Below are 23,099 nucleotides of genomic sequence, written 5' to 3'. Positions count from 1 at the left end.
CGGCTGGTCGCAGCTCGTCAAGGCGGTCGGCCCCTAGTCGAATGTGAGGTGGCCGAAGACGGATTTGTCGAAGAAGTGCTCGGGGCCCATGCCGGTCGGCCGGGTGATGTACTCCAGCCCGTGGTCCGTTTTCCCGGTGTCGGACATCAGGCTGTAGCGGTCGAGGAACGCCTGCGCCTCGTCGTCGGTCATCTGTGAGATGTCGACCTTCTTGAGCTTGGCGAAGTCCTTCTCGTGGATGGTAAACCGCATGAGTTCGAGATCGGCGTTCTCCGACCTCCGGAGTTTGAGCGCCAGGTACTTCTCCGCTTCGGCACGCGACCCCCAGGAGTAGACGCCCGGACCGAAGTGAGCGCGATGCATTTCCAGCGGCCAGGGCTCACCCGTGCCGCGCAGCCGCGCCGCGTCGTCGAGTCCCTGGACGGAGAAGAACTCCAGGCATTTCAGCCCCAGGGGATCGCACCATGACAGGGGATTCGGCACGTACGCGTAATGGTTGGGTCCGGGATCGAGCCCGAGCGGATCCGGGCTGAAGTAACCGCCCACTTCCGGGTCGTAGTAGCGGAAGACGTTGTAATGGAGACCCGTCTCCGCGTCGAAGTACTGGCCGGGGAAGCGCAACGGGCACTGGACACCGTCGGCGGCGTCGGGCGGGCGGACGCCGTAGAGCGTGCCGCGGGCCCGCCAGACCACATCGCCGTCCGGGTCGACCAATTCGGTCGGTGAACCGACCAGATCGGTGACGATCGCGTAGAAACGTGCGTCGATGTCGCTCTGCGGCGAGTCGGCGGTCAGAACCCGCTCGGTCTGGCAGACCGGTTGATGACTGCCGGGCAGGGCGTCCCAGGTCGTGACGGCGACCGTGCCGTCGCCAGAGCCGGAGCCGGAGCCGGAGCCGGAGGCGGTGGAGACGATCTGCTCGGCCAGCTGCATACCGTCCCAGACGAAGTCAGTCCTGCTGACGACCGTGCCGTCCTCGCCGATCCCGAGCTTCGCCGTACGGCGCCCCAGGGGGTCGTACAGATACCTCCAGCGGATCCCGTCGGGCGTGCGCACCTCGACGAGCCGGTCCTCGGCGTTCCAGAGGAACCGCCAGGCGGTCGTGGTCCCCGAGAGCGTCCTGCGCACGCGGCGGATCACCCGGCCCTGCGCGTCGTGCGCGTACGAGGTCCGGCCCGCGCGCCTGATCAGCGTGCCGTCGTACACACGGTCGCCGGTCACGGCGGAGGCTTCCGCGGCATCGTTCGGGCTGCTGTCCCCGAGCCGCCCGGTGTCCCACTGACCGACCACGACGTTGCCCAGCGCGTCGTACGCGTATCGCTCGGTCCAGCTCTCGGCGGACACCGCGGTGACCCGGCCCATCGCGTCGAGGGTGAATCCGCGTCCGCCCGCCGCGTCCGTGACGCGGATGACGTGGTCGTCCGCCCCGTATGCGTACGTACGCCGGGCGGCCGGCGTCCCTGGCCCATCCGACGAGCCCCCGCGGCTCACAGTCAGGGAGGCGAGGCGACGGTTGCTGTCCCACTCCTGCCGGATCCTCACCAGGCCGCCGTCGAGGACCCGTTCGGTCTCCACGCCGCCCACGTCGTATCCGAACGTTATGTGCCGGCCGGAGGCGCGCAGGGACGTGGGACGCATCCCCGTGTCCCACTCCCACGTGCTCACCGCGCCGCTCGGGGTGCGGCGCTCGGTCCGACGGCCGAGCCGGTCGTACGTGTTGGTCAGCGTGCGGCCGTTGACGGTCTGCCGAACCGCCCGTCCAAGGGCGTCGTGTTCGAGCAGCAGTTCCGTGTCCGCGTTGACGGCGCGAGTGAGCCGGTCGGTCGGGTCGTACTCCATGTACGTGACGCTGTCGCCGTCGTGCCACTCGACGGCGCGTCCGGCGGCATCCCTGACGTAACGCGTAGCCTCACCGGCGCCGTTGATCCGCTCGACGAGCTGGCCCGCGGCATCGTGGACGTACCGGACCGTCCGGCCGTTGAAGTCCGTTTCGCCGCGGAGTACACCGCGCGGATCGTAGTCGTAGGTCCACTGCCGGCCGGTGGCGTTTGTGACCGAGGTCAGCCGCAGTTCGGTGTCGTAGGCGAAACGCAGGGTCGTGCCGTCGGCGAGGGTCTTCGTCATCAGACGGTCGAAGGACCCGACGTCGAAGCGCGTCACAGTCCCCTGCGGATCGGTGTGCCGGACGAGATTGCCGTCGGCGTCGTGAATCCACTCTTCCGTCGTCCCGTCGGGACGCGTCCGGCCGCGAAGCTTGCCTTCCGGCGTCCAGTTGAGCGTCGATTCCGCGCCGAGGGCGTCGACGATCCCGATGATCCGGCCGAACGCGTCGTAGCTGTAGCCCGTCACCGCGCCGTCGACGTCGGTGGTGGCCGTCGGCAGGCCCGCGCCGTTCGGCGTCATCTCGCGAACGCCCCCCAGGGCGTCGGTGATCCGGACGAGCCGACCGCGCGTGTCGTAGTCGCGTCCGGTGACAGCGCCCAGCGGGTCGACCGTACGGATCAGATTGCCGCGCTCGTCGTATTCGTGGCGCCACTCGGCGCCGTCAGGCAGCGTGACCGTCTCCGGCAGCCCCAGCGGGCTGTACCTGACCGTGGTGACGGCGCCGTCGGGGCGGGTGAAGCGGGTCAGGCGGCCGGCCTCGTCGTGGGCGTAGCCGGTGCTGCGGCCCAGAGCGTCGGTGCGGGACAGCAGATTGTCCCGGCGGTCCCACGTCCGGACGGTGGCGTTGCCGAGGGGATCGGTCGTACGGACGAGCTGGCCCAGCTCGTTGAACTCGTACGTCGTGGTGTGCCCGAGCGAATCGGAGACGCGTGTGGTGCGGTTCGCGGTGTCGTAGGCGTAGTCGTAGGCGAGGACGTTTTCCGAGCCGGCCGTACGGACACAGCGGCCTTCCGTGTCGTACTCGTACCGGTACCGCGTGCCGCCGCGGTCCTCCCAGCCGGTGACACGATGATGGTCGTCGTAGCTCAGGCGGAACGGCAGAGTGGAGGAGTCGATGATCTCGGTGAGGTCGCCACGCTCGTCGTATCCATAGCGGAGCACAACCGGCCGGTCGGCGTCGCTCAGCAGCCTGAGCTCGGTTATTCGCCGGTCCTGCGTCGTCAGACCGACGCGATAGCCAGCGCTGTGCCGGATCTCGTGGGGGACGCCTTCCGCCGTGTGGAGGACATCGATGACGTTCCCATTGCGGTCCGCGACGGACGTGAGCGCGAGTTCCGCCGGGGGGCCGCCCGGCAGCGCCCGGAAGCCAAGGATCTGGCCCTGACCCGGGCGCGTGATGCGCATCTCCCCGCCCGGAACACCGTCCCAACGCAGAGGCCAGCGAGGCCCCTCGGCCGGGAAGACGTCCCAATCCGGGTTCGGAATCGGGTAATAGAGGACCATTCCGTCCTCAGATGTGTACTGCGCTCCCTGATCGTCCAGGACGAGACGCTGATCCAGGCCGGAAGCCCACGACGTGCCGAACCAACGGCCCGCACGATAGGACGACACATGGTGCCGTTCCAGCACCAGCGGAAGAACTCCGGGCAACTGCATGTCCACCGCGGACATGACCATTTCGCCGGTCGCGATGTCGATCGGATCGCCGCACCTGAAGCGCCTGAACATGCGGACTGCGGTCTCGCGCATGTCCCGCAGGGCGGCGCCGCCTTTGCGGACGCTGTTGGCGATGTTCTCCAGGGCCTTGCCGGATTTGAGGAGGGCGGGGAGTTCGCGGGCCATCTTCAACAGGCCGCCGGCGGTGGTGAGGCCCTTGAACATCGGGATGCAGTCCAGGGCCGCGAACAGCACGTCCCAGAGGCTGGCTTTGCCTTGTAGGTATTTCATGACGGTGTCGGCCAGGACGAGGACGGCGGCGGCCAGGACCAGCCAGGCCAGGGGGCCGCCGATGATCAGGACGACGATGCCCAGGACCGCGACGATCACCTTGCAGACCGCGATGATGTCGTCCCAGTGGTCCGCGACCCAGTCGACCGCCTTCTCCCACCAGTGCTTGTTCCTGATCCCCGCGTCCGACGCCTCATGCAGCGCGTGCTGCGCCGTCGAGGCCGCGTCGTCCCTGAGCTGGGCCGCGTCGGCGGCCAGTTGCTTGGCCGCGTCGAGCTTGGCCTGCGCATTGTGGACGGCGGTGGAGGCGGTGGTGTGGGCGCTGTTAGCGTCCGTGGCATTACGGGCCGCCGCCCGGACCTCCTCCGCTGACGGCGGCGGCACGTCCGGCTTCGGGTCCTCCTGGTAGGACTTCGACTTGTCCTGCGCCCGCTTCACCCACGCATCAGCGTTCGTCAACTGGCTTTGCGCGGTGTCCAGTTCCTGCCGCGCCGTGCGCCCCTGCGCCAGCGCCCGGTCCGCGTCCCCCTGCGCGGTCTCCAGCTTCGGCCAGTAATCATCCAGAGCACCCGACGCCAGACGGTAGGACCGCTCCAGCTTGTCCAGCTCACCCGGCAGATCCCCGAACTGCTGCCGGTACGCGTCACCCGACAGCCCCGCCCACTCCTGGACGACGGTGTCACCGCTCAGACCCCGCACCGACCGCAGCGCCGAGGCGACATCATCAGCGAAATCCCCCAGCTTCCGCGCGAGTTCCTTCACCTCGAACGGATCACCCGGCACCGGATCCCGGTCCAGATCCAGCACATCCCAATCCGTCGGACGCCCCGTCACCCCGCCAGCACCCCCATCGTCGGCTTCGGCGAACAGCCATTGTTCCACCCGATGTCTGTGACAGCAGAGGTACGTGAGCAACCCGCCTACGATCTGGTCCCATGCGGACCGGACCCGCAACATCTCAACCGTTCTCGCGAACAGCGATCGCCACACATCCCCTTCGCACCGAACTGGGCCATGTTCGAGATCGCTCCCTCAGAGCGCGGGTTCGATTCCCGTCATCCGCTCCATTGATAGGGCCCCAGGTCCGAATTCTGGCACGATGCGTCGGAAGCGGTCTTGTTGGAGAAGCCGGATGATCTCGGTCGCGGTGCCAGCGGCATCGAAATCTTCAAGGCCTCTTCGGCCAGCCTGTACGATCCGTTCTTCTGTCGAAGTCCTGACATTAAGAAGGGTGCTGGGCGAAGCCCATGGAGCTTGCCCGTGCAGCCATTGGACGAGTCGGGTAAGGCGTGCGGACCTCAGCGCTCCCGCTCGAGGTGACGCACCGCTCAAACTGCTCACCGACTCTCTGAGGATGAGATCGAGAGCGTTGGCCAGTCGGTGAAGGGGGAGGCCGTGCTCGCTCAACATCAGATGAAGCGCAGCATCGGGATCGACGGTACCCGTGACACCGCCGGTCCGAGGAATCGGCAACTCCGCCACGGTGCCGATCTCGATTTCGTCGCCGCCTCCGTCGAGCACCAGGTCAACACGGGAGGCTCGCTTGGGGTCATCGATTGGAACGGCAGCATAGTCTTCGATCCCGCTCTTCGAGAGCGCCAAACGGGACGTTCTCCAATCGACCACGCAGCGGCCGACTTCAAATCGGCGAGTTGCCCCTACCGGTGAGCCAAAACCAACTCATTAATGGTAATACCGATGGCGGTCGAAATACTCATCATGACAGCTCGCGCGCCCGCCTCCACGCTTTTCGTCCCGGTGACGGTGTCTTCAATGATCTCTGGAACCCCACCGAAGGAGTTCGCGGAAATGGCCGGGTGCAGCCACTTCATCCATTCTTTGACGGATTCAACTCCATATCGAATACGCGCCGCCGAGACGTCTTCCGACGATGCCATGGACAGAATTCTCAACGCCGCCGCGAGGCGCTCCTCCGGGTAATTATGCCCGTCAAGTACCCGGTCGATCTGCGAAATGGAGGAAACCTCGGCTGATGAAGCCACGAATCCCTCTCGACTTCTCAGGTCCGGCCAGCTCTCCTGGCTCGGATCGATGACGACCGTCACGTCCGTTGCCGCGTCCCACGCGTCGGTACCGACCGACACCAGGGTCGAGGACCCCGAGCTCACGGCCGGCCATGCGAAAAACGGCTGTTCCGAGCTCTCTCTGAACGTCAGATATCCGGTAGCGAGGAGCAGTCGACCGGTGAAGACCGGTCGGGGTGCGACTGGTGAAGTCCCACGCCACACTCCTACCCTCACCGGTGCGATCTGAGCACGAGTAGCGACCATGACATGCTTTTGATCACTCACCGGAGGAGAGTCCACCAATAGGTCAAACTCCGGATCCTCGCCTGACCCAATCACCAGAAGGCCATGATTCAGGACCACCTCGATTTCGCCGATTTTCATATTCTTCTCCCAGTCAATTCCTCCGCCTATCCACCCGAAACGTGTGAACGCGCAAGCTCCATCAACTCTTCGTAGTTCCCCTTCGGTTCGTAGATCTGGTGGTTTCTTCCGATGCGAGCCAGAACTTGCACCGCCCTGCTCTGGATTCCGCTGCACACAGAGCAATGACTGAAAACGCGGTAGCTGAAGCCGATGGGACTGACACTGACAGGCGGCTGGTGATCGCCGATCTTCACCGGACCGGCACCGGGCTGCGTATCGCCGCAGGTGTGGCAGACATCATCTTGAACTGCGTCCCGAATTTCTTGGGGCAAGGGGTCCGGTTCCGTCGTAGAAATTCCTTCGCCGCTCGCATGGGGTCCGACGGAAAGGGTATCCAATTGCTCCTGAGTGATCTCTACGTCGCAGTTGTGGACCAGGACTGATGTGGCCCCCGCCAGCACATAGTACGAGTGCAGGTTCGCGACCGTGAGGTCGTACGTCACTGCCGTCGTGTGGTAATTGCGGACCGCGGTGACGACGGCGGTGGTGCCGTCGGACTGGCGGAGGTGGGTGCCGGGGGTGAGGTGGGAGGCGTCGGTCCACTGGGAGGTGGTGACGTTCCAGAAGGGGTGGTGCCAGGTGGTGGTGAGGACGGCCACCGCCGCGGTCTTCCGGGCCGCCCCCGACGCCGACTTCGCCGCGGCCGCCGGCTTCGACGGCGCGATCGTCAGGGCCGTGAAGTCGTGGTCCGTGGTCGTTTCAGCGTCCGGCCGTATTCGTCGACGGTGCTGCTGGACATGGTGACGAACGACGGCGTGGAGCCGCTGTACGAGGCGGCGTTCTGCTTCATCGTCACGGAGCCCGCCGTCGGCGCCGTGCCGAAGGCGGTTGAACCGTCGTAGTAGGTACGGGTGTCGGAGACGGCGTCGCGCGGGAGGACGGGCGTCGTGGCGCACTTGACGGCGACGGTGGTGTTCTCGTCCGGGGCGTCGAGGATCCAGGCACTGGTGCTGTCGGCGTATGTCGTGGTGGCGCACTGGTCGTCGGCCGCCGTGGTCACGTCACCGAGGTCGTCGGTCCTGGTGACCCGGCCGTACGAGTCGTGGGTGTAGTCGGTCTCGGTCTCGCCGGTTCGGCCGTCGGAGTAGGGGGTGTAGACGCGTTCCCTGCTCTGACCGGTGAGATAGGAGTTCTGGGCGGGCAGCGTGTCGCCCAGGCTGTGGGTCGCCCGGGAGGCCGAGGTCCACGGGTCGGTGACGGTGTCGGTGATCACCTTGCCGCTGCCGGCGCCGTCGTACTGGACGGTTTCGTACGCCATGCCGGCGTACTGGTCGAGATCGGTGACCGCGGGGTCGCCGCGCGAGTCGGTGATCGTGGCCGAGCGGGTGCCCTTGTTCGGCAGGGTGTCGCCGTCCATGCCGCGGAAGTACGTGTAGTCGCTCTCGGTCACCGGGTCGGGCGCGTTGCCGGTGGTGACCTTCATGCCCTGGAAGCCGCGGAACTGGTTCCAGGTCCGCTCGTTGGCGAGCGTCAGCGGTCCGTCGTCGTAATACCAGGTCAGGGAGAGCAGAACGCCGTTGACGCCCGCGGCCTCGGCGTCGCTGCGCGGCAGCACCCGTACACCGACAGAGACCGGTGCCGCGGAGTCCGCTCGGTCGGCCGCGGACCCGGCACCGGTCGCCGCTCGCTCGCCGTTTCGGCTGTCGTGTCCGCCGGGGTCGATTCACGCGGAAGGCACCCGGCGCGCCTGGCGACGGGCCTGGGAAACCGCGCACCTCGCGCGCGGCGGCCAGACGGTACGGTCCGTCGGCGGTGCCCTCTCCACCGTGCTCGCCGGACCGGGCGCCGCTCTCATCGGCATCACCGCGGCCCTGGTTGTCCGGGGCGGACCTGCCGCACGTGAGGTGTCGGGTCCGTCGAGCCGCCGGCGGAGTCGGAGATGTCGGCTGTGTCGGAGGAGTCGGAGGGGTCGGAGGGGTCCGGGGGGGGTCACGGTGCCTGGGGGCCGCGGGCGGCGGCTTGGTCCAGGAGTTCGGGAAGGTCTTTGAGGCGGTCGAGGCCCTGGACGGCGCGGGCCGTGCGGTGATTGGCGGACAGCCGGGCCCGGTGGCGGTGGAGGAAGGCCCAGTAGCCGGTGCTGTAGGGGCAGGCGTGGTCGCCCACGCGGTCGGTGGGGCGGTAGGCGCACGGCCCGCACAGGTCGCTCATCCTGTGGAGGTACGCGCCGCCGGAGGTGTACGGCTTGGTGGTCATCAGGCCGCCGTCGGCGTACTGCGACATGCCGACGACGTTGGGCAGCATGACCCAGTCGTAACCGTCGACGAAGCAGCGGTGGAACCAGTCGGTGACGGCCGCCGGATCCCAGCCGTCCTGGAGGGCGCGGCTGCCGAGCACCATGAGCCGGGGGATGTGGTGGGTCCAGCCGGTGTCCCGGACCTGGGCGAGGACGGTGGACAGGCAGTTGGCGGTGACGGCGTCGGCGTCCAGTTCGAGGAACCAGTCGGGGAGCGGGGCGTGGTGGCGCAGCGCGTTGCGGTGCCGGTAGTCCTCGCCGAAGTGCCAGTACAGCTGCCATACGTACTCCCGCCAGCCGGCGATCTGCCGGACGAAGCCCTCGACGCTGTTGAGCGGCGCGTCACCCGCGCGGTACGCGGCCTCGGCCCGCTCGACGCACTCGGCCGGGTCGAGGAGTCCGAGGTTGAGCGGTGCGGACAGCAGGCTGTGGCTCATCACCGGATCGGCGGCCAGCATGGCGTCCTCGTACCGTCCGAAGTCCGGCAGCCGGTGCGAGAGAAAGCGGCGCAGCGCCGACAGGGCTTCGCGGCGGGTGGCGGGGAAGAGCCGGGGGCTGTCGCGTCCGACGAAGGACACCTGGCCGTCGCGCTCCCACCGGTCGAGGTCGTGGCGGACCTCGTCGTCGATCTCGTCCTCCTCCGGCCGCGAGGGACCGGCCACCGTCAGGGTGTCCTGGCCGCGCGGCGGCGGCTCACGGTTGTCGTGGTCGAGATTCCACCGGCCGCCCGCCGGCCCGTCCCCGTCCATGAGGAGGTCGTGCCGCTCGCGCACCCAGCGGTAGAAGCCCTCCATCCGCAGGCTGCGACCGCCTCGGCGTCCGGCCCACTCCGCGAATTCGGCCCGAGGCACCAGGAAGCCCTTCGCGGGCAGCACGTCCACCCGCTCCAGCGACGTGACCAGGGCCAGCGCGGCGCGCGAGGTGGGGTGGCAGACCGTGAGCCGATCCCTGCCGCCGCCCGGCACCTGGGCCAGCGCCTCCGTATACGTCTCGGCGCGTACGTACGTCACCCGGTCGCCCAGTTCGGCCGCGCGGTGCCGCATCGCGGACAGCACCAGATGCGCCTTGGCGCGGTGGAACCGGCGGCGGCGCAGCACCGAACGGGCCTCGATCATGATCACCGGCGCCTGGGCGTCGGGGCCGCCGTGCCGGGGATCGAGGAAGTGGGGGCCGAGCTGGTCGCCGAACAGCCAGTGGGGTCGCGGTTCCATGGGGGTCTCCTCTCGAGGCGCCCGGGTGCTCCGCGCGGCGGGTCGGTGCTCCACAGGTCGGTGCTCCACGGGTCTGCGCTTCCCGCGGCGGGCCGGTGCTCCACGCCGGCCGGCGGGCCGGTGCTGCACGCCGGACCGACGCGGAGCCGACGGGCGCGGAACCTTCGTACGCCCGGGCCGGTTCCCACGACAGCGAGCTCGGGTCAATGAGGCCGCGCCGACGCACGGACCGTCCCTTCGGCCGATGCTGCCAGCCTCCGCGCGGGTCCTGCGCGCCGACACTCCGGCGCGGCCGGACTCCGGAGGGCCGAGACGTACGCCACCGGGTCGCTCCTCACCGCCCCGCCGGACTCGGCCCTGACGACCGCCCCTGGACTCGGGCCCGTAGGCTCGGACGTGTCCGTCCGCCGCGATGTCCGCCGGACGCGCCGCCGACCACATGCGGCGCGGGCCCGCCCCCGCGCGTACCGTTCGAACGGCCGACACGGATACGGACACGGACACGGACACAGATACGGATACGGATCAGGCCGAGGGCAGGAGGAGCGCCGTGCCACAGCCCCCGGCCGACTCGTCCCACCACCGGCCGGACCTGCCGGACCGGCCCGATACGGCCGGCCCTCCCGGCCCTCCCGAGCAGCAGACCCTCTTCGGGTGGGAGGACACACCGTCCGCCGCCCCGCCCGACGACGGCGGATTCCGGGACAGCCCGCAGGCCCGACGAATGCTGGACGTACGGCAGGTGTACGCCGAGCCGGCCGCGCTCGCCTCCCCGCGTGGCCAGCAGATCATGGCGCGGCTCCCCGGCGTCCCCGTCACCGAGGTGGCGAGCCACTGGCGCATCCCCTCCCTGCACGGCAACGAGGGAAACGTCTCCCGCTGGGTGCGCGTCAAGACAGAGACACTCGTCCTGGGCGTGAAGCGCACCCTGGAGACGCGCCCCAACGGCAGATCGGCCGACTGGATCGCCCCCGGCGCCTCCAACGGGTGCGCGATGGCCTGCGCCTACTGCTATGTACCGCGCCGCAAGGGATACTCCAACCCGATCACGCTGTTCACCAACGTCGAGGCGATCATCGCCCACGTCCGGCGGCATGTGCGGACACAGGGCCCCAAGCGGGAGCCGAACCAGTGCGACGCCCACTCGTGGGTCTACGACATCGGCGAGAACGGCGACTGCTCGGTCGATGCCCTGGTCTGCGACAACACCGCCGACTTCATCGCCGCTTTCCGCGCCCTGCCCACCGCCAAGGCGTCATTCGCCACGAAGTTCGTCAACCCCGACCTCCTGGCGCTGGACCCGCGGGGCCGTACCCGGGTGCGTTTCTCGCTGATGCCCGAACGCGACTCGCGCCTGTTGGACATCCGCACCAGCCCGGTCGCGGAACGCGTCGCCGCGGCCGCGGACTTCCTCGACGCGGGCTACGAGGTCCACTTCAACCTCTCACCGGTCGTACTGCGGCCCGGCTGGCAGCGGGACTGGGCCGATCTGCTCGCCCACCTCGACGATGTCCTGCCCGTCCGGGTGAAGCGGCAGGCTGCCGCCGAGGTCATCATGCTGACCCACAACCAGCAGTTGCACGAGGTCAACCTCGGCTGGCACCCGCGCGCGGAGGACCTCCTGTGGCAGCCGGACGCCCAGGAGGTCAAACGCTCGGAGAACGGCGCGCTCAATGTCCGCTACGCGCGCGACGTCAAGCACGGCGCCGTCGTCCGGCTCCGGGAGCTGATCGCGACGCACGCCCCTTGGCTACGGGTCAGATACGCGTTCTGAACGCCGGCCCCTCCGCCGCCGGCCCCTCCCGGTGGAAGGTCACTTCGACGGCCGGGGGCGGAAAGCCGCATTCGCGGGCGCTCCATTCGGCGACGACCGCGGCGGCGGCCTCCGGCTGGTAGTCGGTCGGCATGTAGCCGAGCGTGCCTCTTCGGTGACCGCGTCGTCGAGGACGTGCAGCCATACGTGATCGGTGACCCGGCGTGCGTGAGCGCGACGCATTTCCAAGCGGCCAGGGCTCACCGGTGCCGCGCAGCCGCGCCGCGCCGTCGAGTCCCTGGACACGGTCGGTCTGGCCGACCGGTCGATGACTGCCGGGCAGGGCGTCCCAGGTCGTGACGGCGACCGTGCCGTAGCCGGAGCCGGAGCCGGAGCCGGAGCCGTGGCCGTAGCCGTAGCCGTAGCCGGTGGAGACGATCTGCTCGGCCAGTCGCGTACGTACCGCCCCAGACGAAGTCCGTCCTGCTGACGACCGTGCCGTCCTCGCCGATCCCGAGCTTCGCCGTACGGCGCATGACCGGCGTGGCGGTCAGCCAGGACGAGGAGCAGTCCGCTCCTTTGATAAGCGCCAGGTCGAGGAGCTGGGGCCATCCGCGCTGAATCCGTCGCGGCGGGCGGCGATGGGAGCGATGAGTTCGGCCGCGGGCAGCAGTCTCAGTGGTGCAGGCAAGCGATGGGAGCAGAGATGGGCAAGCTGAAGCAGGTGGCCGACGGTGTCTGGGTGCGGCAGAGCGACTGGGTCTGGTCCAATTCGATCGTGGTGCGCGGCGAGGACGGGCTGGTCCTGATCGATCCCGGCATCGACGGTTCCGAGTTGGACCAGCTCGCCGATGATGTGGACGGGCTCGGCATTCCGGTGGTGGCCGGGTTCTGCACCCATCCGCACTGGGACCATCTGCTGTGGCATTCCCGGTTCGGCGATGTGCCGCGCTACGCGACCGCCGCCGCCGCCCGCGTTGCCGGTCAGGCCCGGGAGCGGGCGCAGGCGATGGCGGCGGAGAGCGCGTCCGGCGTACCCCTCGACCTCGTCGCGCTCGTCGCCCCGCTGCCCGCCGACGGCGGAGCGGTGCCGGGCCAGGTCATCGAGCACCAGGCGCACGCTGTCGGCCACGCCTCGGTCCTGCTGGCGGACCGCGGCGTCCTGCTCGTCGGCGACATGCTCTCCGACGTCCTGATCCCGCTCTTCGACGCTCGCCAGGACGATCAGGTGGGAGCCTACGAAAGCGCTCTCGACCGGCTGGCCGAGGCTGCCGGGCAGGCCGACGTCGTGGTCCCGGGCCACGGCTCCGTTGCCGAAGGCCGCGAGGTGGCGGCCCGCTTCGCCGCCGAGCGTGCCTACATCGACGCGCTCCGGCGAGGAGACGACCCGGTCGACGCGCGCCTGGGCCCGCACGCGGACTGGCTCTCCCGTCCTCACCGGGCCAACATGGAACAGGCCCGAGGCCGGTAGGACCCGAACCCCCGGCGAGCCGACCGGATCGGCACCCTGGCCAAGCGGTCGGCGCGGAACTCCCCGCCGACGTCGCCATCGCCATCGCCCCGTCCGTACCCCGCGCAGTTGTACGCCTGCCACCCGCCGCTGATCTTGAGGCGGGGCTTGAAGGGGGCGGCGGGGTTGCCGGTGCCTTCGTAGTACCAAAGGCCGGTGCGACCGGTGGCGATGAGGTCGTCGTGGCCGTCGAGGCGGAGGTCGCCGGTGCCCAGGAGGTGGGTGTAGGCGTTCCAGCCGGGGCCGACCAGACTGCGGGCGTCGTAGTACGCGGACGAACGGGCCCCCCTGGCACCGGGGATGAGCCACAGATCGCCCTTGGCGTCCCGCCCGAAGACGCTGGGGACGAGTTCCGCGGGCCGCACGTCGGCAGTGGGGCGCAGGGTCTGCGTGGCGCCGACGCACTGCCACCCTTGCGGGTCGCGGACCTCGATCGTGCCGACGGGCCTGCCCGCGGGCAGGCCCCAGGCCGCCTTGAAGCTCAGGTACTGCGACTGGGCGATGCCGGCGCGCCAGTCGACCGGCGGAAGGTCGATGCTCAACGACCCGTCGGCACCCGGCATCCAGGGCTTGACCGCGTAGTTCTGTCCGTCGGCGCTGAACCGGACCGCAACGGCGCTCTCGAGCTGCTCGGGCGGGTATCCGGCTGCGGCGATCTGGGCTGCCGTAAAGACCACTTGGGTGCTCGTCGTATGCGCGGACGCCGGGCTCAACCAGACGATCCGGATGTTCAGCCGCTCGGTCACGGCGTGCGGCGCCCCGGTGGCGATCTGCGGGCTCGCGCTGTACGAGGTGACGCCCCCATCGGTCCAACTGGGCGTGAAATACGGCTGATTCATGATCAGGTCGCTCGTCGAGCGGTTGGTGGAGGAGTCCGCGATGTCCTTGCCGGTCGCACCGTCCACCAACTGCGCCTGCACCATGATCTGTCCGTACACCGGGTACGCGGCGTTGATGTGCAGATGCGTCGTGCCCGCCGTCATCGGCGTGCCCCGGCCCCAGTGCGCGGCGGTGCCGGGGGCCGGCTCTAGGATTGGCTGACCCGTACATGTCCGCTATCGGCGCCGTGATGGCGCGGGCGGCAGGGGTACTCGTTTTCCTTGGGGGGATACACCGAGTGAGACTTCGCGCTCTTCTGCCTGCCGTGACGGCCGGCGCACTGCTGACGGCCGCGCTCGCGCTTCCGGCGACCGCCGCCGACTCCGGGACGGCGGCGCCGTACGACGCGGTGCCGGGTGCCACCGCGAGCCCGTCCGGCGCGGCGAGCCCCGGTCCGACGGACACGCCGACCGCCACCGCGACCGGCACGCCCACCGGCACCGCCACGCCCACCGGCACCGTCGGCGACACGCCCACGGACCCGCCTGCGCCTACGGACCCGCCCACGGACGCGCCCACACCCACGCCCACGGACACCGCGAGTCCGGAGCCGTCAGGGAGCGGGACGCCCGACCCGGCCGAGACCACCCCGCCCCCGCACCGCTTCCAGGTGTACAGAGTCGGCAACTCCTGGTCCGACCACTGGAAACTCTCGGTGTCCGTGTACAGCGACACCTCGGCGGTCGCGGGCATCACCGCGCACTACCGTCCGCACGGTGCGCCCGCGGACGCGCCGGACGCCGGTACGACATCGGCCTTCGTGACCAGTCCGTACCTCTACAACGACCGGACGGCGGCGCAGCGCATCGCCCTTCCCGCGATGGGCGTCTACGACATCTCCGTGGACATCACGGACAGCCGGGGAGAGGTCGAACACTTCCCGGACGCGGGCCAGTTCACGTACGCGGCGCAGGTGTCCGTCGGGAAGCTCTCGGCCGACCGCGGCTCGGTGGACTACGAGCACCGCTCGTACGCCGTCTCGGCCCCGGTCACCGTCACCGACCCCAGCACGGGCGCGGCGCTCGACCCGGCCGGTGTGTCGGTCGACCTGACCAACCCGGACCTCGGGGGCGGTGTGGATACGGTCGCCGTCGCCACCGCGCGGGCGGACGGGCGGGTCAGCGCGCCGGTCACGGTGAAGGGCGACGTCACCTACCGGACGGCGGGCGCCGACGGCACCGCCACCGCGGGCTACCCGTACTTCCTCGACGGCAGCGACCAGACCCCGCTCACCGTGCGGGCGAAGGCGGAGACCACCCGGATCCGCGTCCTGAGCAAGACCGACGTCAACGTCCCCCGGGGCGGCCGGACCACGATCACGGGCGTGTACGAGCGGAAGGCCGGGTCCGCGTGGGTGGGCACGCCGGGCCAGAAGATCTACACCCAGGGACCGGCGTACTTCGACGCCACGGCCAGGACCAGGGCCGACGGCACCTTCACCGTCACGACCGGCACCGCGGGCTCGTACTACTTCTGCAACTACTGGAACTACGACCCCTTCCTCCTGCCCACCGACAACAGCACGACGCCGGTCCACGTGCACATCCCGACGCCCAGCCGCGTCACCCCGTTCCGCGTCAGCGAGGACGAGTACGGCGAGGCGGTGATCGACGGCCATCTCGACCTGTACGGATCGGAGTTCGCGAACAACACGCACTCCATGACGATCCAGTACTCGTCCAACGGCAAGTCCTGGCACACCGTCGGCACCACCCGGATCGGCCGCCAGGGCCTCCCCGGCGACGAGTTCATGACCTACGCGACCTACGGCGGCCAGGCGAACGGCTACTGGCGGGCGTACTTCCCCGGCACCCCGGACTTCTCGCCCTCCTACAGCGCGGCCGTCAAGATCTACCGCACCCCGACCCGCGTCACCGGCGGCAAGCCCAGCCGCACCACGGTGCGCAAGAACACCTACGTCACCTTCGGCGGCCACCTCCAGCAGCGGAGCACCTCCGGCAAGTGGTCCGGAATCTCCCGCAGTTACGCGTACCTGGAATTCCGGCCCGCGGGCAGCAAGACCTGGCACTACGTCACCCGCGTGAAGACCGACTCCAAAGGCGCCTACCACCTGCGCGGCAAGTCGACTCGCAGCGGCACCTGGGTCGTCGTGTGGTTCACCTCCGACAGCCGCCACATCGACTCCAACGGCCCGGAGACCTACGTCCGCGTGAAGTAGGCGGCTCCGGTCCGAGCAGTTACCGCGACGGCGGCAACTGGGGGCGGCCCGCCGCGGTCCCGTACCGGTCCGCTCGATGCACCCGCATCGGTCGCGGGACGGACCGGGCCCGCTCGGACCGGCCGCGTCAGCCCAGCGGTTGGAGAACACCTGTGGTGGCGACTCCTCACTCATCCGCTCAGATCAAATGACGGGGCGGGTTCGGATGGGGTGCGCAGAGAGTGCCGGGGGACGGTGTGGGTGGCGCGGCCTTGGGTGAGGACGGGGGCGATGGGGGCGGCGGAGGGGGGCCAGTCGGTGACGGCGGGGGCGGTGAGGGGGAGGGCGGCGCCGAGGCGGGGGGCGAGGGGTTGGGCGGATTCGGCGACGGTCGGGGCGGTGCGGAGGCGGGCGGGGGTGGTCCAGCCGAGGAGGTCGGTGGGGTGGGGGGCCAGCAGGCGGCGGTCGCGGCGGTACGCGACCAGCACCACGTCGTCGTCGCCGAGGCCGTCCGCGGTGAGCCGCCGTACGGCGTCGGCCGGGTCCTCGTCCCGCTCCACCACCGGCGCCGGGGTGGCGTGGTCGCCGACGGTCGGGCCGTCGGCCGGGGCCGGGCCTCGGAAGCCGTTGGCGGTGAGCCAGTCGTCGTTGAAGTACGTCGACAGGTAGGCCCGGCCCGAGTCCGGCAGCAGGGCCACCACGGTGTCGTCCTCGGTGAGGTGTTCGGCCACCCGCAGGGCCGCCGCGAGCGCGACGCCCGACGAGCCGCCCGCGAGGATGCCCTCGGTACGGGCCAGCCGCCGCACGGCGTCGATCGCGTCCTGGTCCCCGACGGCGAGGTAGCGGTCGATCACGGCGGAGTCGAGGGCGAGCGGCCAGACGTCGGCCGTGGCCTCGGGGTGCAGGAAGTGGCCCGCGCCCTCGATGTACTTCTGGCTGCCGTCGCCGCCCGCGTACATCGAGGTGACGGGGTCCGCGCCGATCACCCGGACCCGGCCTCCGCTCACTTCCCTGAGGTAACGGCCGGTCCCGGAGATCGTGCCGCCGGTGCCGACGGTGGCGACGAAGTGGGTGACCGCGCCCTCGGTGTCCGTCCAGATCTCGGGGCCGGTGGTGGCGTAATGGGCGGCCGGATTGGCCGGGTTGTCGTACTGGTCGACGAACCAGGCGCCCGGCGTCTCGGCGGCGAACCGCGTGCCCTGCGAGCGCATGCTGTCCGGGTGGTCGCGCGGGACGAAGGCGTCGACCAGCCGCACCTCGGCTCCGTAGGCGGCGAGTTGGTCCCGCTTCTCGCGCGAGGTCGCGGAGCCGGTGAAGACCACCGTCCGGTAGCCGAGGTGGGCGGCGGCCAGCGCCAGGCCGATGCCGGTGTTGCCGCTGGTCACCTCCACCACGGTGCCTCCCGGACGCAACGAGCCGTCGGCCTCCGCCCTGCGGAGCATCGACAGCGCCGCCCGGTCCTTCACGCTGCCGCCGGGGTTGTGCCACTCCGGTTTGACGTACACGCGCGGGCGCAGTCCTTCGGCGGCGCGGGTGAGGCGGATCAACGGTGTCCCGCCGATGGCGTCGAGCACCGACTCGTATCTGGCCATGCGATCTCCTTGAGTGGTGGGCGCCGGGAGCGGGGTCGGCGGTACGGACCGCGCACCCCGGGAGCGGGGTCAGCGGCACGGCCCGCACACCCGTACGCCGATCCGCTCGTACGTCGTCCCGCTCGTACGCCGATCCGCCGATCCGCCGATCCGCCCGGTGCCTGCCGTCACCGCCTTGCCGTCACAGCCGTGCCGTCACCGCCCCGCCGGCACCGGCCCCGCCGCCCGCTCGGCGTCGCGCCGGGCGACCTCCGCCCGTACCAGCGGAATGACGTGGCGGCCGAAGTCGATGGCGTCGCCCAGCAGGTCGTAGCCGCGCGCGGAGATGATATCGACGCCGAGGTCGATGTAGTCGAGCAGCGCCCGCGCGACGGTCTCCGGCGTGCCGACCAGGGCGTTGGAGTTGCCCGCTCCCCCGGTGACAGCCGCGGTGCGGGTCCACAGCGCGCGGTCGTAGCGCTCGCCCTGCTCCGCGATGCCGATCAGCCGCTGCGAACCGGTGTTCTGCGGGGCGTCGCCGCCGCGCCGCCGCCACGCGCCCGCCGCCCGGCGCTGCTCGATGGCGGCGACCGTGCGGTGCGCCTTCTCCCAGGCCAGTTCCTCGGTGGGCGCGATGATCGGCCGGAAGGCGACCTGGATACGCGGCGGGGTGCCGCGGCCTGCGGCCAGCGCGGCGGCCTTCACCGCCTCGATCTGCTGGGCGGTCTCGGCCAGCGGCTCGCCCCACAGCGCGTAGATGTCGGCGACGGCGCCACCGGTGGCGTACGCGGCGGGCGACGAACCGCCGAAGGAGACGTCCGGGTGCGGCTGTCGCACCGGGAACACGTCGGAGACGTAGTCGCGGAAGCGGTAGTGCGCGCCCTCGTGGTCGAACGCCTCGTGCTCGGTCCACACGCGTTTGACGATCTCGATGTACTCACGGGTGCGCGCGTACCGCTCGTCCTTGCTCAGGACGTCGCCCTCGCGCTGCTGCTCGTGGTCGCTGCCCCCGGTGATGAAGTGCACGGCGAGCCGGCCGTCGCTGATCGCGTCGAGGGTCGCGAACTCCCGTGCGGCGAAGGTCGGATACGACACGTTGGGGCGGTGCGCGAGCAGGATCTCCAGGCGTTCGGTGCGCGCGGCGATGTACGCCGCGGCCGTACCGGGCTCCGGCGAGGCGGAGCTGTACGCGAACAGCACCCGGTCCCAGCCGTGGTCCTCGTGGGCGCGGGCGAGTCGCAGCGTGTAGTCCTTGTCGAAGGACGCGCCGCTGCGCGGTGTGGTCTCGGAGCCGTCGTTCGTGGCGGCGATACCGAGGAATTCGACGGGCACGGCAGGGCCTTTCGTCGGGGTGGACGGGCGGTGGCAGATGGTCAAATTCGGTGACAAGCGGTGACAGTCGGTGGGAGCGGAAGGCGAACCGGGCTTCTCACGAGGGCAGTTCGAGCCCCAAGTTCTCGCGCAGCGTCCTCCCGGCGTAGTCCTCGGCGACGACCTTCCGCTTGCGCAGCTCGTGCAGCAGGCCGTTGACGACGAAGTCGTGCTCGCGCGGGTCGGCGAGGCCGCCGAGCGTGATGACGTCCAGCACTCCGGCCCGGAAGCGCTCCTCGACCGCGTCGGCCAGTTGCTCCGGCGTGCCCGCGGCGGCCCAGTGGCCGGTGTCCTGCGCGGCGACGATCAACTCCCGCAGCGTGTAGCCCTGTCGGGCGTATCCGACGAAGATGTCGACCCGGCCGCGCCGCCGGTTCACCGACGTGACGTCCGGCAGCAGGCTGTCCGGCAGCTTCGCGTCCAGGGGCAGTTCCGAGAGGTCGACGCCGCCGCCGAGCATGTCGGCCACCTGCGCCCGGCCGCGCTCGAAGTCGATCGACTCGCGCCGCTCGCGCACCAGTCGGCGCGCTTCCTCCTCCGTCGCGCCGTAGGTGGCGTGGAAGGAGCTGAAGATCAGCGGCAGTCCGCCGGGGCGGCCGAACTCCGCCGCCTGGGCGCGGATGCGGCGGGTGAAGTCCAGCGCGACGTCCAGCGTGGGCAGCGAGGTGAACACCACCTCGGCGTACCGCGCGCCCAGTGCCCGGCCCGCTTCGGACTGTCCGGCCTGGAACTGCACCGGGCGGCGCTGCGGCAGCGGCGGGATGTTCAGCGGACCGGCCACCGAGAAGTACGGGCCGCGGTGGTCGACGGGCCGGACCTTGGCGGGGTCCAGCACTGCCGCGCCGTCCGGCCCGCGGGTCAGCGCGCCCGGTTTCCAGCTGTCCCACAGCGCGTTGACGACCTCGAGCGTCTCCGCGGCGCGCGCGTAACGCTCCTCGGGGCTGGGCAGCGCGCCGGGGCCGAAGTTCTCCTCGCCGAGCGAGGAGGTCACCAGATTCCACGCGGCCCGCCCGTTGCTGACGTGGTCGAGCGTGCCGAACAGGCGCGCCAGGTTGTACGGGTGGTGGAAGGTGCTCGACACGGTCGCGATCAGGCCGATCCGCGACGTGACCTGGCTCAGGGCCGACACGAACACCAGCGGCTCCTGCGAGCCGATCGCGCCCTGCGCGCCGAAGCTCAGCAGGTCGGCGGTGAACAGCGCGTCGATCCGCGCCGCCTCGGCGAGCGCCGCGACCCGCACGGCGGTGTCCAGGGTGGACCGCTCCGGATCGACGGCCAGGTCGTACGTCTCCGACACACCGCCGGCCCCGGTCACGGTCTTCAGCGTCCTCGGAGGCTGCGCGCTCACAGGTCGTCCCTTCTCACCGGCGGCGACGGCACCGGTGCGTCATGTGGCTGAGGATCGGGGTCTTCTCCGGCGCGGGCCTACGGGCAGCGCGGGTGCCCGCCCCTGTGCGCGGACGTGCTGCCGCGGGGTGCGGACGTGCTGCCGCGAGGTGCGGAGGCGCGCGAAAACGCGCGGCGGTACCCGGAGAAGAGGGGGAGAAAGCCGTCGTGGACGGCGGATCGTCAGCGACAGAGCGTGGTGTGGATCCGGCACAGATCGACGTGCCGACGCTTCGTCCGGCCGGGCCGCAGGAGGGCGGCCCCGACCGATACGGCGCGCGATCCCTTCACGACGACTCCGATCGGCCCGGCCGTGAAAGCCGGGCACAGCGACGCGGCCGGGAGAACGCTCCGGCCGCGTGATGCGGGTTGACGGTGCGGAATGAACGTACGTGCCAGGTGGCGGGCCTTGTCAAGACCCCCCCCGGGCGGCGGCGGGCGGTCGTCACCGCCGAGAACGCCGTGGGGCCCGCCGAAAAGCCGCTTCGGCGGGCCCGTGCCGCGCGGCGCGCTCCGGTTCGGGTGCCGCCCGGCGGTGACTCTCCGGGCGGTCCCGGGCTCTACAGCCGGTGCCAGGCTTTACAGGCGGTCCTGGGCTTTACAGCCGGTGCCAGGCTTTACAGCCGGTCCCGGGCTCTACGAGCGGTCCTGGCCTCTACAGGGCGACGATTCCCTCGCCGCCGACGGCGTCCGGGACGATGACGGTGCCGACCTTGTGGAGCGAGCCGTCCCGCTCGACGCGGAAGGCGTCGACACCGCCCGTACCGCCGGTCTGGACGTACAGGAAGTGCTCGTCGGGGGTGACGGCGGAGTCCGTGGAACCCGCGCCGGTCGCGGTGGTGCCGAGCGGTTCGAGCGTCGCCCGGCGGGTCTGCCGGAAGCCGGAGACCGCGTTGCTGCCGGCGTTGGAGGCGTAGAAGCGGTCCCCGGCGCGGGAGATCCAGCAGGTGGCCTGCTCGCCGGTGAGCACCTTGTCGAGCCGGACGACGTGGCCGTCCTCGCGGACCGCGAAGGTCAGCACGGCGTTGGTCCCCGCGTCGGTGACGACCAGGCGGCCACGGCTGTCGAAGGTGAAGCCGAAGGGGACCGCCCCGTTCTCCACGTTCACGACGGGACGGGCGGACGGGGCGCCGGACGGGCTCACGCGGAAGACGTCGACGCTGCTGCCGCCGGCCTTCGTGGTGACGATCAGTCGGGACCCGTCGGGGGTGAAGGACACCTGGCCGGGGGTGTGGGTGAACTCCGGCGCCGTCGTGGTGTCGAGGTGGAGCTCCCGCCTCCACCCGCCGACGCGCTCCAGCCTCTTGCCCCCGGCGATCCGGTAGCCCTGGACGGAGCCGCCGTCGCGGGCGTTGAGGACGTAGACCCGGTCGTCGTGGACGGTGAGGCTGACGGGGAAACGTCCGCCGGAGGTGATGACCTGCTCGCGGTGGAGCCTCTCGCCGTCGACCGAGAAGACGGTGACGGTGTCGCTGCCCGCGTTGACGGCGAAGAGCAGGTGGTGCGCGCAGTCGTGGACGAGCGAGCCCTGCGAGGCGAGGTGGTCGACCACCGAGCCGTCGAGGACACCGCCCTTGCCGCCGGTGGCGAAGGTGCCGCGTCGGCTGAGGGAGCCGTCGGGGGCGCGGTGGTAGGCGACGATCTCGTTGTGGGCGGTGTTGTCCGTCTGGACGAACACCGGACCCTCGGAACCGCTGGGATACGGGGCGGGCGACGCCGCCGCCGACGCGGACGGGAGGGCGAACACCGCCATGGAGCCCGCCACTGCTGCGGCGGTCCAGGCGGCGTGAGTGAGCGAGAGAATGCGCTTCATCGTTCCCCTTCGGGAGCTGGGTCGGCGAGATGGCCCCCTGCCCACGGCCTGGGCAGATGCGGTCCGCCGCCAGGATCGGGCCGGCGGCGGACACGAACCGTGACCGACGGGGCCAGGTTCGGCCGTTGTGGTGAGCGGCCCAGTCGAACGGCCCCAGGCCCGTAAAAGTCCAGGTGGACGGGGTGGGGCGGGGCCGCCCCTGAGGCCCGGGCGGGGCCGTCCGTGAGCGCCGGGCGGGGCCTGTCACACGGGGGCGGCGGCGGTGGCGGAGGTGTTAGCTTCCTTCGCGTGGCGGAACACCAGGACGGGACCAGGGCGGCCTACGACGGGGTCGTCGAGCTGTACGCGTCGCTGTTCGCCGACCGGCTGGAGACGCAGCCGTTCGCGCGGGGCATGCTCGGCACCTTCGCCGAGTTGGTGCGCGGGACGGGGAACGTGCGGACGGCCGACCTCGGCTGCGGGCCGGGGCACATGACGGCCATGCTGCACGACCTGGGGCTGGACGCCTTCGGACTCGACCTCTCACCCGGCATGGTCGGCCACGCCCGGCGCGCTCATCCGGCGCTGCGGTTCGACGAGGCGCGGATGGAGGCGCTGCCGGTCGAGGACGGGGCACTGGGCGGCGTGCTGGCGCACTACTCGATGATCCACACCCCGCCGGAGGAAGTGCCCGCGCTCCTCGCGGAACAGGTACGCGTCCTGGCCCCGGGCGGCCTGCTCATGGCCTCCTTCTTCGCCACCGAAGGGCCGGAGCCGGTCCGCTTCGACCACAAGGTCACGCCCGCCTACAGCTGGCCGGTGGACCGCTTCGCCGAACTCCTCGCCGGGGCGGGGCTGTTCAACCTCGCCCGCCTGGTCCACGACCCGGCCTCCGAACGGGGCTTCCTCGACGCCCACTTGCTGGGCCGCCGCCTCTAACGGCTGTTTCCG

16 protein-coding genes are annotated in these 23,099 nt (G+C 70.6%); 4 read left to right on the top strand and 12 right to left on the bottom strand.

Features of this window, described 5'->3' with window-relative positions; genetic code table 11:
• Window positions 1-33: 33 nt before the first annotated feature.
• The 6 genes from ACIP4Z_RS07810 to ACIP4Z_RS07785 form a co-directional block, all read right to left on the bottom strand.
• Complete coding sequence (locus ACIP4Z_RS07810; RefSeq protein ID WP_401305815.1) at window positions 34-4,638, bottom strand: RHS repeat-associated core domain-containing protein; 4,605 nt, start codon at window positions 4,636-4,638, stop codon at window positions 34-36.
• A 225-nt stretch (window positions 4,639-4,863) separates the two neighbouring features.
• A complete protein-coding gene (locus tag ACIP4Z_RS07805) occupies window positions 4,864-5,433 on the bottom strand; it encodes a hypothetical protein (protein ID WP_391041606.1) in 570 nt (189 codons plus the stop codon).
• Between the two features lie 56 nt (window positions 5,434-5,489).
• The gene (locus ACIP4Z_RS07800) at window positions 5,490-6,242 is read right to left on the bottom strand and encodes a hypothetical protein (RefSeq protein WP_401305813.1); all 753 of its coding nucleotides are present in this window, start codon (window positions 6,240-6,242) and stop codon (window positions 5,490-5,492) included.
• Between the two features lie 26 nt (window positions 6,243-6,268).
• Window positions 6,269-6,883 carry a polymorphic toxin-type HINT domain-containing protein gene (locus ACIP4Z_RS07795; RefSeq protein ID WP_401305811.1) on the bottom strand — a complete coding sequence of 205 codons (615 nt, stop codon included), beginning with the start codon at window positions 6,881-6,883 and terminating at the stop codon, window positions 6,269-6,271.
• A gap of 68 nt (window positions 6,884-6,951) precedes the next feature.
• A complete protein-coding gene (locus ACIP4Z_RS07790) occupies window positions 6,952-7,839 on the bottom strand; it encodes a hypothetical protein (protein WP_401305809.1) in 888 nt (295 codons plus the stop codon).
• A 374-nt stretch (window positions 7,840-8,213) separates the two neighbouring features.
• Window positions 8,214-9,728 (bottom strand): cryptochrome/photolyase family protein, encoded by a 1,515-nt coding sequence (locus ACIP4Z_RS07785; RefSeq protein ID WP_401305807.1) that lies wholly within the window; start codon window positions 9,726-9,728, stop codon window positions 8,214-8,216.
• Between the two features lie 592 nt (window positions 9,729-10,320).
• Here ACIP4Z_RS07785 and ACIP4Z_RS07780 point away from each other — a divergent pair.
• The gene (locus ACIP4Z_RS07780) at window positions 10,321-11,502 is read left to right on the top strand and encodes a spore photoproduct lyase family protein (RefSeq protein ID WP_401306031.1); all 1,182 of its coding nucleotides are present in this window, start codon (window positions 10,321-10,323) and stop codon (window positions 11,500-11,502) included.
• Here the strand turns inward: ACIP4Z_RS07780 and ACIP4Z_RS07775 are convergent.
• On the bottom strand, window positions 11,486-11,635 hold the full coding sequence (locus ACIP4Z_RS07775) for a hypothetical protein (protein WP_401305806.1): 150 nt from the start codon (window positions 11,633-11,635) through the stop codon (window positions 11,486-11,488). The two genes, ACIP4Z_RS07780 and ACIP4Z_RS07775, sit on opposite strands and share 17 nt — an antisense overlap.
• A gap of 552 nt (window positions 11,636-12,187) precedes the next feature.
• Here ACIP4Z_RS07775 and ACIP4Z_RS07770 point away from each other — a divergent pair.
• The gene (locus ACIP4Z_RS07770) at window positions 12,188-12,952 is read left to right on the top strand and encodes an MBL fold metallo-hydrolase (protein ID WP_401305804.1); all 765 of its coding nucleotides are present in this window, start codon (window positions 12,188-12,190) and stop codon (window positions 12,950-12,952) included.
• Here the strand turns inward: ACIP4Z_RS07770 and ACIP4Z_RS07765 are convergent.
• Window positions 12,916-13,974 (bottom strand): hypothetical protein, encoded by a 1,059-nt coding sequence (locus tag ACIP4Z_RS07765; RefSeq protein WP_401305802.1) that lies wholly within the window; start codon window positions 13,972-13,974, stop codon window positions 12,916-12,918. The two genes, ACIP4Z_RS07770 and ACIP4Z_RS07765, sit on opposite strands and share 37 nt — an antisense overlap.
• 161 nt (window positions 13,975-14,135) lie before the next feature.
• Between ACIP4Z_RS07765 and ACIP4Z_RS07760 the strand changes: the two genes are divergently transcribed.
• Entirely contained in the window at window positions 14,136-16,049 is a 1,914-nt protein-coding gene (locus ACIP4Z_RS07760) for a hypothetical protein (RefSeq protein ID WP_401305800.1), read from the top strand.
• Between the two features lie 170 nt (window positions 16,050-16,219).
• Here the strand turns inward: ACIP4Z_RS07760 and ACIP4Z_RS07755 are convergent, their stop codons facing one another.
• From ACIP4Z_RS07755 to ACIP4Z_RS07740, 4 genes are all read right to left on the bottom strand, one after another.
• Window positions 16,220-17,620, bottom strand: a complete 1,401-nt coding sequence (locus tag ACIP4Z_RS07755; RefSeq protein ID WP_401305798.1) for a PLP-dependent cysteine synthase family protein — start codon at window positions 17,618-17,620, stop codon at window positions 16,220-16,222.
• 195 nt (window positions 17,621-17,815) lie between these two features.
• The gene (locus ACIP4Z_RS07750; protein ID WP_401305796.1) at window positions 17,816-18,931 is read right to left on the bottom strand and encodes an LLM class flavin-dependent oxidoreductase; all 1,116 of its coding nucleotides are present in this window, start codon (window positions 18,929-18,931) and stop codon (window positions 17,816-17,818) included.
• Window positions 18,932-19,028: 97 nt separating this feature from the next.
• Window positions 19,029-20,285 (bottom strand): NtaA/DmoA family FMN-dependent monooxygenase, encoded by a 1,257-nt coding sequence (locus ACIP4Z_RS07745; protein WP_401305795.1) that lies wholly within the window; start codon window positions 20,283-20,285, stop codon window positions 19,029-19,031.
• A 726-nt stretch (window positions 20,286-21,011) separates the two neighbouring features.
• Window positions 21,012-22,169, bottom strand: coding sequence for a beta-propeller fold lactonase family protein (locus ACIP4Z_RS07740; RefSeq protein WP_355340097.1), 1,158 nt, complete (start codon window positions 22,167-22,169; stop codon window positions 21,012-21,014).
• 288 nt (window positions 22,170-22,457) lie between these two features.
• On the opposite strand from ACIP4Z_RS07740, the gene ACIP4Z_RS07735 reads away from it, so the two are divergent.
• Window positions 22,458-23,087, top strand: a complete 630-nt coding sequence (locus ACIP4Z_RS07735; protein ID WP_355340094.1) for a class I SAM-dependent methyltransferase — start codon at window positions 22,458-22,460, stop codon at window positions 23,085-23,087.
• Window positions 23,088-23,099: the final 12 nt, after the last annotated feature.

The sequence above is a fragment of the Streptomyces sp. NPDC088910 genome, assembly GCF_044749865.1.
Classification (GTDB): domain Bacteria; phylum Actinomycetota; class Actinomycetes; order Streptomycetales; family Streptomycetaceae; genus Actinacidiphila.
The sequence above is the reverse complement of the archived record's forward strand: the minus strand, read 5'-3'. Positions and strand labels throughout refer to the sequence as shown.

Excerpts from the sequence above, each read along its gene's own strand:
- ACIP4Z_RS07765 (WP_401305802.1), bottom strand. The coding sequence starts at position 13,974 with ATGACGGCGGGCACGACGCATCTGCACATCAACGCCGCGTACCCGGTG.
- ACIP4Z_RS07800 (WP_401305813.1), bottom strand. The coding sequence starts at position 6,242 with ATGAAAATCGGCGAAATCGAGGTGGTCCTGAATCATGGCCTTCTGGTG.
- ACIP4Z_RS07770 (WP_401305804.1), top strand. The coding sequence starts at position 12,188 with ATGGGCAAGCTGAAGCAGGTGGCCGACGGTGTCTGGGTGCGGCAGAGC.
- ACIP4Z_RS07785 (WP_401305807.1), bottom strand. The coding sequence starts at position 9,728 with ATGGAACCGCGACCCCACTGGCTGTTCGGCGACCAGCTCGGCCCCCAC.
- ACIP4Z_RS07740 (WP_355340097.1), bottom strand. The coding sequence starts at position 22,169 with ATGAAGCGCATTCTCTCGCTCACTCACGCCGCCTGGACCGCCGCAGCA.
- ACIP4Z_RS07775 (WP_401305806.1), bottom strand. The coding sequence starts at position 11,635 with ATGCCGACCGACTACCAGCCGGAGGCCGCCGCCGCGGTCGTCGCCGAA.
- ACIP4Z_RS07755 (WP_401305798.1), bottom strand. The coding sequence starts at position 17,620 with ATGGCCAGATACGAGTCGGTGCTCGACGCCATCGGCGGGACACCGTTG.